Source organism: Nocardioides lacusdianchii (assembly GCF_020102855.1).
GTDB lineage: Bacteria > Actinomycetota > Actinomycetes > Propionibacteriales > Nocardioidaceae > Nocardioides > Nocardioides lacusdianchii.
This window is the reverse complement of sequence record NZ_JADHZD010000018.1, coordinates 19226-33064: the sequence shown is the minus strand read 5'-3', so window position 1 is coordinate 33064 and position 13839 is coordinate 19226. Positions and strand designations below refer to the sequence as shown.

Here is a 13839-nt window from a genome sequence, read left to right as displayed (position 1 = left end):
CGGCGATTCACACATAATCGCGGTCATGAGCTTCGAGCGAGGTCCTCGTCCCGGACGCAGGTCAGCGCGCTGTGCTCGCTGGACGGCGCCCGTCGCGCTGTTCGGTGCGGTGTTCCTGGTCTACGGCCTGACCGTGCAGACGTCGTCGAAGGTGAGCGTCGACGTGTACTCGTCGTCCCTGGCCGCATGGCGCATCGCCCAGACCGGGGAGCCGTGGCTCGACGGGTTCGACACCGGCCGGATCGAGGGTTACGGAAGCCTGCCCGACCAGACTGTCTTCATCGGCGAGGCACCGAACGGGCACCGAGTGTCCCTGCGACTACCGGGCGTGGTGGCTGCCGCAGTGCCTGCGTACTGGGTCGCGGGGGGTGGCTCCGAGCCCGACGACTTCTCGCTGGCTCCGGAGGCTGTCACTGCGGCACTGATCAGTTCAGGGGCGATCGTGCTGCTGTTCCTGGCGCTGAGACGACGCATCGCCGCTCCTTGGGCCATTGCCGGAGCGGTGGTGGTGGCTCTCGGCACCCCGATGTGGTCGGTCGCCGCGAACGCCATGTGGACCCACACGCTGACGGTGTTCGGCATCATGGGGATGGCGTGGGCCGCCTCGCGTGAGCGGTGGTGGCTCGTCGGAGCCTTCGGTGGGGTCGCGCTCTGCGGCCGTTTGCACGTCGCACTGATCGTGGCCGTCCTGGGCGTCGGGGTCGCACTCGCGCGCAAGCGCCCAGGGATCGCGGTCAAGGTGGGCATTCCGAGTGCCACTTTCCTGGCGGCGGCCTGTGCCTGGACCTACTGGGTGTACGGCACGTGGCTCCCGGGCGTGGGCTACAACATGACGACCCAGGGCATCGTCGGCGGCGAGCGATACCCGGACCCGCCGTCCCCACTCCTCAGCCAGCTAGGTCTCTGGGTGTCACCCGACAAGGGCGTTCTGGTCTGGACGCCCGTGCTGCTCCTTCTGCTGCCGGCCTTGGTCAGGAACTGGCGGGACCTGCCGGACTGGTCGCGCTGGCTCGCGCTCGGGGCGATCCCCTACATGCTGCTCCAAGGCCAGCTGAATCACTATACGGGCGGCGGTGCCCACTACGCCTACCGCCTCGGGCTCGAGCTCCTCGCCGCTGTGGCGCCGGCATACATCCTCTCCGCGCACCGGATGAAAGCCTTTGCCCGCGCTGCGGTCCTTCCCCTCGTGGGGCTCCAAGTGGCGGTGATCGGCCTCGGCGCTGTGCTCGAGGGGCCTGCGCCCGCGGTCAGCTACGGCTGGACCGACAACGCTTTCCTCGTCGGGGTCGAGCTGGCGCCTGCGCTGGGCGTCCTAGCGCTCCTCGTAGCGGCTCTGGTGACGGTCGTTGGCCTGGCCTGGCGCGATTTCTCCCTCCGCGCCGTGCCGCAAGAGGCCGACGCAGAAGACCGTCTAGTTCGAACGGACTAGTTCAGGTGGCGATTGGCGTAGTCCTCTCGGACGGAGGTTCCATCGAAACGACCGATGTCGATCCACATCCACCAGCCATAGGCTCTTCCATCAGGTCCGTGGCCGCGCAACAGATGGGGGAGGTCCCGTGAGCACTGCCGTTGCCATGCAGCCCCACGCGGCAAACATGCCTGCGAACCCGCCGCGCCTCCGGATCGGTCACGTGATAGCAGCCGTAGCCGTTGCAGACGGTGTCGTGATCTCGGCCGCGGCCATCGCGGCCATCCAGCTCAAGTTCGGGCTGAGTCTCTCCGCACCGGAGGGAGTCGACACGTACACCGGTCTGCCCTTCGTCGACTTCGGCTGGCTTGTTCCATTCTGGTTGTGCGCCCTAGCCGCAAGCGACTCCTACAGTCGCCGTCAGTTCGCGCGAGGAACTGATGAGTTCAGGGCCGTCCTGAAAGGCACTGCGTGGGCGGCAGCAGCAGTCACCATGACGGCCTACCTCCTGAACTACGACATGTCGCGAGGTTTCTTCGCCCTCTCGTTCAGTTTGGGCACCATCGCGTTGCTCCTGGAGCGCATGGCTTCGCGGTCATTCGTGGCGCGACGCCGCTCAAGGAACGAGTGGATGCACCTCGTAGTGGCGGTAGGGGGCACGGATGCAGTCCATGAACTTAACGAAGCGCTCACTCGCGAGCCTCACCTCGGATTCAGGCTGGTCGGGGCATGTGTCCCCGCTGCGGCCGACCGCATTTCCGACGTCCCGTCCTCGGGTCCGTGGACCAGGCCGTCGAGGCGTGTCGATTGGTCCAGGCCGACACGTTGATTGTCGTCGGCGGCACGCTCAACTCGTCCTCGGAACTCCGCCGCATCGGTTGGGAACTCGAGCAAGACGACGTCGACCTCATCGTCATGCCGTCGCTGGTCGACGTCGCGGGACCGCGAATCCACATGCGTCCGGTGGCGGGCCTGCCTTTCGTCCACGTCGAACCACCCCAGGTCGCTCGAGCCATGAGGTGGGGCAAAGCGCTGTTTCCATGTTCACCCGCCAGCCCCATCCCTCACGAGCACTCCTGTCGAGAGGACCCCGTACTCCGCAAACCAGGACTGCTCGTATTCCCGCGCGAAAAGACCTAGGGTCTCGCTCACCGAGGACATTGGTCGCGTGCTGGACATAGTCCTGTAGGCGTTCGTCACACAGGCGAACCTCCCCCAAGGCGGCAGCGCAGACTCCCAACCAGTAGTCATGGAAGGCGTCGCTGGTGCCCGCAGGAAACGGCAGAGCGCAGGTCACCGACTTGCTCGAGAAGACAGTCAGACTGCCGGTCACTTGATTGCGAAACAGCAGATCACCCAGCCCTGCGGACATTCGATCAGTGAACCCAAGAAGGTTTCCTCTTGCATCAACCACGCGCGCTTGGCACATCGCCGCAGTCACTCCCGGGGCTGAGAGCACCTCTGTGATCCGGGCGAGCTTTGTTGGGTGCCACACATCATCCTGATCCGCCAGCGCGACCCAGGACGCGGTCCCGGGCACCTCCGCGAGGAGCCGCTCAAAGTGCTTGTAGACACCAACGTTGTCATCGTATTCACGCACTCGCATGCGCGTGTCGTCTTGGATCAGCCTCTTAAGTAGCTGCAGCGTCTCGACACCCGCGCCATCGATCCCGATCAGGCAGTCCCAGTTGGACTCCGTCTGTGCAGCCAGAGAAGAGATTTGCCGCTCCAACAACTGTGGGTCGGGCCTGTGCACCGCCATGACGACGAAACCCGGACCGTGCATAGGTTCAGTCAACAGCACGGACGCGACGTCCGGATCATTATGCGCCGTCGTGTCTGAATCATCGCCGAAACTTGTACCGGGGCACGACCGCCCGGAACGTGCCAAGGTGCCGTGAGGCCAGGACATCTGGCCAATCAACACACAAATCGGTGCGGTCCAGCCAGCGGGCTAGGTGAGCTGCCATGGCGTGAACCTATGGGCACAGCCACACCGGCAAGGAGAACCAATACGCGTGGCCCGCACGCGAAGCAGTGGCCGCATGTGAGTCAGCGGCTTGTCTCGGCGATAGTCTCCCGTCGTGACCTGGCTCGCCGACCACTGGCTCGACATCCTCGGGTGGGGCGGCAGCGCCCTCCTCGTCTACTCCCTGCTCCAGGCCAGCGTCCTCCGGCTCCGGGTGCTCAACGCGATCGCCTGCGTCCTCCTGATCGTCTTCAACGCGGCGCTGTCGGTCTGGCCCATGGTCGGCATGAACACCGTCCTGGTCGCCATCAACGCCTGGTTCATCGTCCAGCTGCTCCGCGAGCGCCACGACGAGTCGGCGTTCGAGGTGCTCGAGGTCGGTCCGGCCGACGAGTACCTGCTCCACACGCTGCGGGTGCATGGCGCCGACATCCTGAGGTTCAACCCCGGCTTCGTCCACGACCCGGCCACGACGGACCACGCGTTCCTCGTGCAGAAGGGTGACGAGACCGTCGGCGTGGTGCTCCTGCGCAGGACCGGCGACACCGCCGACGTGCTGCTCGACTACGTGACGCCGCGCTACCGCGACTTCTCCCCCGGCGAGTTCGTCTGGCGCCGCAGCGGCATGCTCACCGAGCACGGCATCCGCCGCGTGGTGACCCGCCCCGGCATGGTCGGGGCCTACTACGACCGCGTCGGCTTCCGCCGCGAGGGCGACTCCTACACGCTCGGGCTCTGAGCCGTCCCGGTCGCCCGCACCCAGCGCTCGAGGGCGGCCTCCGCGGCACCCGAGTCGATGGCCTCGCCGGCCTTCGCGACGCCCGCGGCGAGCGCGGACTCGACGTCGTCGTCGGGTGCGTCGTAGACCGCCAGCGCAGCACCGGCGTTGAGCACCACGGCGTCGCGCACCGGACCGGTCTCCCCTGCCAGCAGGCGGCGTACGACGTCCGCGTTGTGCGCCGCGTCGCCGCCCCGGAGGTCCTCGGTGGTGGCGCGCGCGATACCGAGCGAGGCGGGGTCGACCGAGGTCTGCGAGACCTCGCCCTTGTGCACGCGCCACAGGGTGGACGTGGTGGTCGTGGTGAGCTCGTCGAGGCCGTCGTCGCCGCGGAAGACCCAGGCATCGATGCCGCGCTGAGCGAGCACGCCCGCCATGACCGGCGCCATCCGCACGTCGGCGCACCCGATGGCCTGCGCCTGCGGACGGGCCGGGTTCGTCAGGGGCCCGAGGATGTTGAAGGTCGTGGCGATGCCGAGCTCGCGGCGCGGCACTGCGGCGTGGCGCATCGCGGGGTGGAACGCGGCGGAGAAGCAGAAGGTGATGCCGGCCTCCTCGGCCACCTCGGCGACCCGCGCCGGAGGCAGGTCGAGCCGGATGCCGAGCGCCTCGAGGACGTCGGCGGACCCGGACTGGGAGGACGCGGAGCGGTTGCCGTGCTTGACGACCCGTGCCCCGGCGCCCGCGGCGACGATCGCCGCCATGGTGGAGATGTTCACCGACATCGAGCGGTCACCGCCGGTGCCGACGATGTCGAGCAGGCGTCCCGGCACGGAGATCGGGTTGGCGGCGGACAGCATGGCGGCCGCGATGCCGGAGACCTCCTCGACCGTCTCGCCCTTGGCGCGCAGCGCGACGACGAGACCGGCGAGCTGCACCGGGGTGGCGGCGCCTGCGAAGACCTCGTCCATCGCCCATCGCGCCTGCTCGGTCGTCAGGTCGCGTCCGGCGACCAGCGTGGAGAGGACGTCGGGCCAGGTGTGGGACATGGGATCAGGCTAGTGGCGCGACGGGGACGCCCCCGAGCGGTGTCAGGAGGTGGCCGGGACCGACGGGCGCAGAAGGCCGATGACGGCCTCGGCGAGCTGGATCGGGTCGATCGGGTGCGGCACGGCAGCCTCGGCGCGCGACCACGTGGCGAGCCACGCGTCCTGGGGGCGCCCGGTCAGCACGACGACCGGCGGGCACTCGTAGATCTCGTCCTTGAGCTGCTTGGCGATCCCCATGCCGCCGGCAGGGACGGCCTCGCCGTCGAGGATCGCGAGCGCGATGTCGCCAGCGTCCATGTTCTGGAGCACGACCGGTTCGGTGGCGACCTCGACGTACTCGAGCTCCGGGAGGTCGGGGTGCGGACGGCGGCCCAGCGCCAGGATGACCTGCTGGCGGGTGTTCACGTCGTCGCTGTAGACCAGGACCTTCAGGGGGCGCTGTGCGTCAGTCACGGGGGCATCGTAACCGGGCTGGCTCACCCTCAGCCTCCGGGAGTGGGCGTACGCCGCTCCTCCCGGTCCAGGCGGCGGTCCTCGCGCCTGGCCTCCTGCATGGACGAGCGCACCCACTGCGTGAACAGCACGGCGAAGAACAGCACGCCGATCAGGTCGCCGCTCGCCCACAGGATGCCGCCCGCCAGGTGCTGGTCCTCGAGCACCGGCGGCAGCCACGAGCCCATCGGTCCCTCACGCAGCGCGAGGTAGTGCTCGCCCCCGATGAGGGTCTCCTGTCCCATGATCGTGACGCCGAGGAAGGCGTGGAAGGGCAGGGTCATGAGCGTGAGCAGCACCCGGAACGGGTGGCTCACCCGCCCGGGAACCGGGTCGACACCCATGAGCGGCCAGAAGAAGAGCGTCCCGACCAGCACGAGGTGGATGTGCATCATCTGGTGCACGAACGACGAGCTCAGGCTGGCGTCGTACCAGGGGCTGAAGTAGAGCGCCCACGGCGAGGCGATGTAGAGCACGAACGCCAGGGGCGCGAAGGCCAGCACCTTCGCGATGCGTGAGTGGATGACCGCGAGCAGCCAGCGGCGCGGCGCCGGAGGAAGCGTGCGCAGCGCCAGGGTGACCGGGGCGCCGAGGGCGAGGGCCAGCGGCACCACCATCGACAGCAGCATGTGCTGGACCATGTGCACGCTCAGCAGCGTCGTGTCGTAGCGCCCGAGGCCCGACATGGTCGCGAAGACGAACGACCCCATCCCGAGACCGATGAAAGCCAGCGTCCGACCGACCGGCCACCGGTCGCCGCGACGGCGCAGGACGCGCACGCCGAGGGCGTACAGGCCGACGGCCCACACGGTCACCACGAAGGGAATCGGGTCGATCCCCCAGTCGGTGAACACCCGCCCGAGCGTGAATCGCGGGAGCGTCTCGAGGGCGTCCTCCGAGGCGAGGGGCAGGGGAAGCAGCACGATGTGAACTTTATGACGTGAGATCACAGGGGGTCGGGGTGCCCTCCCTTCACCCCAGCAGCCATAATGTTCGCGTGGCGACAGCAACAGCGATTCCGGCATCCCGACTGCACGGGCACCACGACCGACCCAGCATGGTCAGCGTGGGCACCATCATCTGGCTCTCGAGCGAGCTGATGTTCTTCGCCGCGCTGTTCGCGGCCTACTTCACGATCCGCGCAGTGAGCCCCGAGCTGTGGGCCCAGGAGACGGCGCTGCTCAACGTGCCCTTCGCGACCGCCAACACCGCGATCCTCGTGGCGTCGTCCTTCGCGTGCCAGTGGGGCGTCTTCGCCGCCGAGCGCGGCCAGGCCGGGCGGACCGGCTCGCTGCTCAACTTCTCCAAGTGGGGCCTACGCGAGTGGTTCATCCTCACCTACGTCATGGGCGCGATCTTCATCGGCGGCCAGGCGCTGGAGTACGCCGAGCTGGTGCACGAGGGCCTGACGATGAGCAGCTCGGCCTACGGCTCGATGTTCTACCTCACCACCGGGTTCCACGGCCTCCACGTGACGGGCGGGCTCATCGCCTTCCTCTTCGTGCTCGGCCGCACCTATCTCGCCCGCCGCTTCACCCACGAGCAAGCCGTGACCGCGATCGTCGTGTCCTACTACTGGCACTTCGTCGACGTGGTCTGGATCGGCCTGTTCTTCACCATCTACGTCATCAAGTAAGCACCCCCGACAGTCACCACCGTCGCAACCGGCAAGGACTCAAAAGTGCGTTTGCTGAACCGAACCGCTGGTCGCCTCTCCCGGCACCGCCGCGGCCCCCTGGCTGGCCTCGCCGTGCTGCTGCTCGGCCTGCTGATCAGCGGGTCGCTCTACACCGCCCTGGCCCCCGCCCAGGCGCAGGACCAGGCCAGCGCCACAGAGCAGGTCGCCAAGGGCAAGGAGCTCTTCCTCGTCAGCTGCGCGACCTGCCACGGGCAGAACGGTGAGGGCGTACCCACCGTGCGCGACGGCTACCAGCTCGGCCCCTCGCTGGTCGGCGTCGGTGCCGCGTCGGTCGACTTCCAGGTCGGCACGGGGCGCATGCCCATGGCACGCCCGGAACAGCAGGCGCCCCGCAAGCAGGTGGTCTTCGACGAAGAGGAGACGGCGGCGCTCGCGGCGTACGTCGCCTCGCTGGGGCCCGGTCCGGCCATTCCGGACGAGTCCGACTACTCGATCGACGGACTGTCCGAGGCTGAGCGTGAGGAGGCGATCGCGCGTGGCGGCCAGATCTTCCTCACCAACTGCACCGCCTGTCACAACTTCAACGGCGCGGGTGGTGCGATGCCCCGCGGTGGCTACGCCCCCAGCCTGCACGGCGTCGACGGCAAGTACATCTACGAGGCTCTCCTCACCGGACCGCAGCAGATGCCGAACTTCAGCAACGGCAACCTCCCGCCGGACGCCAAGCGCGACGTCATCGCCTACCTCAACAGCCTGGAGGAGACCCCCGAGTACGCAGGCTTCACGCTGGGCGGCCTCGGACCGGTATCGGAAGGTCTGTTCGCGTGGTTGGTCGGCATTGGTGGACTCGTGGGGGCGGCCGTCTGGATCGCCTCGCACACGACGCGGACCAAGAAGAGCAAGGTGAACGCGTGAGCAACGACGACAACCGTCCGGTCAACGGCCCCGACGGGACGCCCGAGCCCTACAGCGACGAGACGGGCGCCCAGTCGCACGTGCCGGCGCGCACGCCGGCCGACCCGATCGCCGACCCCGGCCTGCCGCCGCACCTGTGGCGCCCGACCGACGTCGACCCCAAGGCCGAGAAGCGTGCCGAGCGCCAGATCGCGGCGATGTTCATCGCCGCCATGATCAGCGCTGTCCTCTTCGTGGTCGCCTACTTCTCCTTCGAGGTCGGCGACAACTGGGACACGTTTCTCGGCATGGGTTCCTCGACGGTCGCCCTCGGGGTGACGCTGGGCACGAGCCTGCTGCTCATCGGCACCGGCATCATCCACCTCGCCCGCAAGCTCATGGCGGACGCGGAGATGGTCGAGATGCGCCACCCGGCAGCCTCCCCGCCCGAGGACCGCGAGGCCACCATCGCGGCCCTCAACGCCGGTCTCGACGAGGCCGGCATCGGACGTCGTCCTCTCGTGCGCAACACCATGATCGGCGCCGTCGGCGTGCTCGGTCTGCCCGCCGTGGTGTTGCTGCGGGACCTGGCTCCGGGCGACTCCCTGGACATCAGCAAGCTCGCCCACACCCTCTGGAAGCCGGAGATGCGCCTCGTGCGTGACGTGATCGGCACCCCGATCCTGGCCAGCGACGTGGAGGTCGGCGACCTCATCAACGCCGCTCCCGAGGCGATGTTCCCCTCCGAGGAGAACGGCTACCCCGAGCTCGAGGGCGCGGAGGAGCAGGCGGAGAAGGCCAAGGGCGCCATCATCATCGTCCGCATGGACCCCGACGAGCTCACCGCGGCGACGCAGCCGGACAAGTGGACCGTCGACGGAATCATCTGCTACTCCAAGATCTGCACCCACGTAGGCTGCCCGATCTCCCTCTACGAGCGCACCACGCACCACGTGCTGTGCCCGTGCCACCAGTCGACCTTCGACCTGGCGGACGGCGCCAAAGTCGTCTTCGGTCCGGCTGCCCGCCCCCTCCCCCAGCTGCCGATCAAGGTGGACGAAGAGGGCTACCTGGTCGCCCAGAGCGACTTCACCGAGCCCATCGGGGCCAGCTTTTGGGAGCGTGAGAAGCTGTGAGCATCGACACCAGCAAGGTTGCCTCGAGCAACGGCACCAAGGCGGCGACTGCCTCCAAGCCGAGCCCTGCCGGCTCGCTGGCCACCTGGGCCGACGACCGCCTGGGCCTGGCCACGGCGATGAAGAAGAACCTGCGCAAGGTCTTCCCCGACCACTGGTCGTTCATGCTCGGCGAGATCGCACTGTGGAGCTTCGTCGTCCTGCTCCTCACCGGCGTGTTCCTCACCCTGTGGTTCAACCCGTCCATGGGCCACATCACCTACGAGGGCTCCTACGAGCAGCTCCGCGGGGTCGGGATGTCGGAGTCGATGGCCTCCACGCTGCACATCTCCTTCGATGTGCGCGGTGGACTCCTGATGCGTCAGATGCATCACTGGGCGGCGATGATCTTCATCGCCTCGATGATGGTCCACCTGCTGCGCGTGGCCTTCACCGGCGCCTATCGCAAGCCCCGCGAGCTCAACTGGGTCATCGGCTGCCTGCTGCTCCTGCTCGGCACCCTCGAGGGATTCACCGGCTACTCGCTGCCTGACGACCTGCTGTCGGGCACCGGTGTCCGCGCTGCCGACGGATTCCTGAAGGCCACGCCGGTTGTCGGCACCTACATGTCGTTCCTGCTCTTCGGCGGCGAGTTCCCCGGTGAGGCCATCATCCCGCGCCTCTACATCATCCACGTCCTCCTGATCCCGGGGATCCTGCTCGCGCTGATCGCGGCCCACATGCTCCTGCTCGTCTACCACAAGCACACGCAGTGGCCCGGCCCCGGCCGCACGGAGCAGAACGTCGTCGGCTTCCCGATGCTGCCCGTCTATGCCGCCAAGGCCGGTGGCTTCTTCTTCATGGTCTTCGGCGTCATCGCCATCATGGGCGGTCTGATGACGATCAACCCGGTGTGGAAGTTCGGACCCTACGACCCGACCAAGGTCACGGCGGGCTCGCAGCCCGACTGGTACATGGGCTGGCCCGACGGGCTCCTGCGCATCATCCCCACCGGCTGGGAGTCGGTGATCTTCGGCTACACCATCTCGTGGAACGTGATGCTGCCGATCCTGATCGTGCCGCCGCTCATGCTGGTCATCCTGATGCTCCTGCCCTTCATCGAGGGCTGGATCACCGGCGACAAGCGCGACCACCACTTGCTCCAGCGTCCGCGCAACGCGCCGACGCGGACAGCGGTGATGGTCGCCCTGATGACCTTCTACGGTCTCGCCTGGGCGGCCGGTGGCAACGACATCATCGCCATCAAGCTTGACCTGAGCATCAACCAGATCACCTACTTCATCCGCGTGGCGATCTTCCTGGGACCTCTCCTCGCCTTCTGGATCACGCGTCGCTGGTGCATCTCCTTGCAGCGCCACGACAACGGGAAGCTCCTCCACGGTTACGAGACGGGCATCATCACCCGCTCCCCCGACGGGGCGTACGCCGAGCGGCACCTGCCCCTCAGCGAGACGGCCGCCTACACGCTCACCGCTCGGGACCGTGACGAGGTGTTCCACGCCAACGGTGAGACCGACGCCGCGGGCGTGGCCGCACCGAACACGCGCTCGGAGAAGCTGAGGGCCAAGCTGTCGTCGTGGATGTACGTCCACAACGTGCAGAAGCCCACGCGGGCCGAGCTCGAGGCAGCGCACCACCACGCCGAGCACGAGGCGGAGCTCCAGGCAGGTCTCGACCACCCGGTCGACGGTCACCAGTTCGACGACCACCACCTGCGCGACGCCGACGAGGTCCCGCTGCGCGGCGACCACTGAGTCGCTCGTACGACGTAGCACCACGAAGGCCCGCCGGGATGATCCCGGCGGGCCTTCGTCGTTCGTGTGGCTGCGCATCGACGACGTAGGGTGGCGGCACACGACATGGCGCCGCCCGAGGGTGGCGGCACACGACATCCTGCGGCCCCCAAAACGTGTGATGTGCCGCCAGCGTCGACGATCCGATGTCGTGTGCCGCCACTCCCCCGAGCCTGCCGAGGCAGTCGACCTCGTGATCAAGCAGTCGCACCCCGTTCCCTCACGGGTAGTCGCGGGTTCGCCCGGCGTACGAATTCAGCCTGCCCGCTCGGGGTGAACAACGACTTCCGCAGCTCAGCGAGCCATGGCCGGATGCTTCCTGGGTCATGTGCCAGCCCCAGAGAGCGCTCGGCATCGCGCAGCACCGATCCACTTCGGTGCAGCACGTCGCCCGAGGTGTAGCCCCGACGTACGTGGGCCGCCCGCTCGATGTCACGGTCCCGCCGGCGGTCCCTGACCCGTCGCGGGGCCTCCTCGTGCTCGTCGCCGTCGTACTCGTGCAGTGCCTGCGTACCGACGATTCGCAGGTCCGCCCGTGCCACGACGACGCCATCCTCGTCGACGACGACGTACTGCGGCTCGACGTCGATGCCGCACAGGACGTGGAGGAGTCGGAGCAAGGTCTCGTACGCCGACTCCGACCTCCCGTCAGCGAGCGCGAGCGCACGCCTCAGCGGGGTCGCGCCCGGCCGGCGAGGGCGGACCACCGCCTCGATCTCCCGGCCGGTGCACTCCCCCCGCTGCAGCACGCAGTCCACCAGCACGACCATGTCGACGAGGCTCAGCCATCGCGCGCACGAGAGCAGGGTCTCGGGGACGGAGGCCGCCCTGACATCGCCGATGCACTCGAACGCGATCGGGCGCGTGTGCCGGCTGGTCCTGACGCCGGCGCGGATCGGACGTGGGTCGTCCAGACCCATGGCCATGAAGACAGGCGCACCCGCCGGGATGGGCGGTAGCCACCATCCCCGGAGCGCGGCCGAGGTCAGCGCGGTGAAGCACCCGTCGTCCGGCATGAGGAGCTGCCACGCGCGAAGACTCGCCGCCAGGTCGTCACCCAGATCGGTCCTGCGGTGCACGGAGTAGGACTCGCGAACGTACGCAGCCAGGCGGGGATGACCGCGAACCGCCGCCGGGAGCTCCTGCGTACGCCGGGAGACTGGACGGATCGTTGCACCGGTGGCCGGGTGATGGTCGTGCATCGCCCCACTGTCAGGCACGTGGTGGTCGTCGTGTCGTGGATCGCGCGCCGGCCTGTGGAGGACGCTCGCTCACCCGGCTCTGTGGACGGTTGGGGGCTACGTCGCTGGCGCCGTGGTGCGTCAGCCCCGGGGTGGCGGCACACGACATGACGGCGCGCCTTCGTGGCGGCAGACGACGTTCCCGAGCCCGCGATCGTTGTCATGTGCCGCCACCTACCGATACACGGTTGTCGTGTGCCGCCACCCTCGGGAGCGGGCACGCCCAGCAACTCAGGAGAGGGCGGAGCCCGACTTCCAGTCGGCTGGCGAGAGGTTCCAGTCGCCGTAGCCGTTCTCGAGGGTCATCTGGCGCTCGGAGCCGACCACCTCGACGACGTCGCCACGGCTGGTGCGCTCGTAGAGCCAGGCCGCGTCGGCCAGGCTCATCCCGACGCAGCCGTGCGAGACGTTCGCGCTGCCCTGCGAGCCGGTCGACCAGGGGGCGCCGTGGAGGAACTCGCCGGAGTAGGTGACGCGCAGGGCGTACTGCACGTTGGAGAGGTCGTAGAACTCCGGGTCGCTCTCGTCGACACCGATGGTGGCGGCGCTCATCCGCTTGCGGCGGAACGTCTCGATGATGACCTTGGTGCCCGACCGGGTCTCCCAGCCGGCCTTGCCCGCGCTGATCGGCATCGTCCGGGCCAGCTCGCCGTCGACGAAGGTGCGCATGGTGTGGGTGCGCACGTCGACCTTGCTGACGACCGAGTCGCCGACGGTGAAGTCGATGCTGCGCGACTCCTGGCCGTAGATGCCGTTGCCCGCCGGGAGGCTGTTGATGTCGAGGTCGACGGACACGTCGGTGCCGGGCTTCCAGTAGGTCGCCGGGCGCCAGTGGGCCTCCCGGTCGCTCAGCCAGTACCACGAGCCGCGCTGCGACGGTGTGCTGCTGACCTGCATGTGCTCCTCGAAGAGGGCACGGTCGGTGACCGGCAGGTCGAAGGTGACCACGACCGGCATGCCGACGCCGACGGTCTCCCCGTCCAGCGGCGCGACGGCGGCGAAGGTCTGCTCGTCCAGGGTGAGGTCGACGGTGCTGAAGGTCCGCGTGCGCTCGACGCTGCGGCCGTCGGACCGGGTCGCGGACGCGGTGATCGTGTAGTCGGTGCCGGGCTCGAGCAGCGTCGAGGCCGTCCACTTCCCGCCCGCGACCGAGCCCTCGAGCGCGCCGGCAGCAGAGGTGACGCGTACGTCGTCCAGGGTGCCGCCGGACGTGCCGACGGTGACCGGTGAGCCGATCGGCACCGCGGTCGGGTCGGCGAAGCTGGTGGTGAGGCGTACGGGCTCCGGGGCGGCCGATGCGGACGTCGCGGAGGCGCCGGGACGGTCCCCCTCCGTGGTGGTGCCGTCCGTCGAGCAGGCGGCCAGCGTGCCGGTCAGGGCGAGCAGGGCCACCGCCGCCGACGTACGCCGTCGGAGCGGGTGCGTGCCGGAGAGCGGTGCGAGCGCGCGAGCAGGCATCTGACGAATCCCCCAGGTGAAGCGACTGACGAGCAGGTGGAA

At 68.5% G+C, this 13839-nt stretch carries 13 protein-coding genes; 7 read left to right on the top strand and 6 right to left on the bottom strand.

Annotation, left to right across the window (positions count from 1 at the left end; all coding sequences use genetic code 11):
• Nucleotides 1–25: 25 nt before the first annotated feature.
• Both IRX98_RS19205 and IRX98_RS19200 read left to right on the top strand, forming a co-directional pair.
• Complete coding sequence (locus tag IRX98_RS19205; RefSeq protein ID WP_224279503.1) at nt 26–1429, top strand: DUF2339 domain-containing protein; 1404 nt, start codon at nt 26–28, stop codon at nt 1427–1429.
• A gap of 127 nt (nt 1430–1556) precedes the next feature.
• A complete protein-coding gene (locus tag IRX98_RS19200) occupies nt 1557–2237 on the top strand; it encodes a Rossmann-fold NAD(P)-binding domain-containing protein (RefSeq protein WP_224279502.1) in 681 nt (226 codons plus the stop codon).
• A gap of 84 nt (nt 2238–2321) precedes the next feature.
• Here IRX98_RS19200 and IRX98_RS23785 read toward each other — a convergent pair whose 3' ends face one another.
• A complete protein-coding gene (locus IRX98_RS23785; protein ID WP_224279574.1) occupies nt 2322–3170 on the bottom strand; it encodes a glycosyltransferase in 849 nt (282 codons plus the stop codon).
• A gap of 322 nt (nt 3171–3492) precedes the next feature.
• Between IRX98_RS23785 and IRX98_RS19190 the strand changes: the two genes are divergently transcribed.
• Nucleotides 3493–4116 (top strand): YgjV family protein, encoded by a 624-nt coding sequence (locus IRX98_RS19190; RefSeq protein ID WP_224279500.1) that lies wholly within the window; start codon nt 3493–3495, stop codon nt 4114–4116.
• Here IRX98_RS19190 and trpD read toward each other — a convergent pair.
• The 3 genes from trpD to IRX98_RS19175 are packed head-to-tail and all read right to left on the bottom strand — an operon-like array spanning nt 4098 to nt 6559.
• Nucleotides 4098–5144 (bottom strand): anthranilate phosphoribosyltransferase, encoded by a 1047-nt coding sequence (gene trpD, locus IRX98_RS19185; RefSeq protein WP_224279499.1) that lies wholly within the window; start codon nt 5142–5144, stop codon nt 4098–4100. The genes IRX98_RS19190 and trpD overlap by 19 nt on opposite strands.
• 42 nt (nt 5145–5186) lie before the next feature.
• On the bottom strand, nt 5187–5597 hold the full coding sequence (locus IRX98_RS19180; protein ID WP_224279498.1) for an Rv3143 family two-component system response regulator: 411 nt from the start codon (nt 5595–5597) through the stop codon (nt 5187–5189).
• A 29-nt stretch (nt 5598–5626) separates the two neighbouring features.
• Nucleotides 5627–6559 (bottom strand): cytochrome c oxidase assembly protein, encoded by a 933-nt coding sequence (locus IRX98_RS19175; RefSeq protein WP_224279497.1) that lies wholly within the window; start codon nt 6557–6559, stop codon nt 5627–5629.
• A gap of 17 nt (nt 6560–6576) precedes the next feature.
• Here IRX98_RS19175 and ctaE point away from each other — a divergent pair, with 17 nt between their 5' ends.
• The 4 genes from ctaE to qcrB are packed head-to-tail and all read left to right on the top strand — an operon-like array spanning nt 6577 to nt 11059.
• A complete protein-coding gene (ctaE, locus tag IRX98_RS19170) occupies nt 6577–7272 on the top strand; it encodes an aa3-type cytochrome oxidase subunit III (RefSeq protein ID WP_443683794.1) in 696 nt (231 codons plus the stop codon).
• Between the two features lie 45 nt (nt 7273–7317).
• Nucleotides 7318–8190 carry a cytochrome bc1 complex diheme cytochrome c subunit gene (qcrC, locus tag IRX98_RS19165; protein ID WP_224279496.1) on the top strand — a complete coding sequence of 291 codons (873 nt, stop codon included), beginning with the start codon at nt 7318–7320 and terminating at the stop codon, nt 8188–8190.
• Nucleotides 8187–9305: a cytochrome bc1 complex Rieske iron-sulfur subunit gene (gene qcrA / locus IRX98_RS19160; RefSeq protein WP_224279495.1), complete on the top strand. Its 1119-nt coding sequence runs from the start codon at nt 8187–8189 to the stop codon at nt 9303–9305. The genes qcrC and qcrA overlap by 4 nt, the downstream gene beginning before the upstream one ends.
• Complete coding sequence (gene qcrB / locus IRX98_RS19155) at nt 9302–11059, top strand: cytochrome bc1 complex cytochrome b subunit (protein WP_224279494.1); 1758 nt, start codon at nt 9302–9304, stop codon at nt 11057–11059. The genes qcrA and qcrB overlap by 4 nt, the downstream gene beginning before the upstream one ends.
• A gap of 236 nt (nt 11060–11295) precedes the next feature.
• Here qcrB and IRX98_RS19150 read toward each other — a convergent pair whose 3' ends face one another.
• Together IRX98_RS19150 and IRX98_RS19145 are read right to left on the bottom strand one after the other, a co-directional pair.
• Nucleotides 11296–12300 carry a hypothetical protein gene (locus IRX98_RS19150; RefSeq protein WP_224279493.1) on the bottom strand — a complete coding sequence of 335 codons (1005 nt, stop codon included), beginning with the start codon at nt 12298–12300 and terminating at the stop codon, nt 11296–11298.
• Between the two features lie 270 nt (nt 12301–12570).
• On the bottom strand, nt 12571–13797 hold the full coding sequence (locus tag IRX98_RS19145; RefSeq protein WP_224279491.1) for a L,D-transpeptidase: 1227 nt from the start codon (nt 13795–13797) through the stop codon (nt 12571–12573).
• Nucleotides 13798–13839 lie beyond the last annotated feature (42 nt).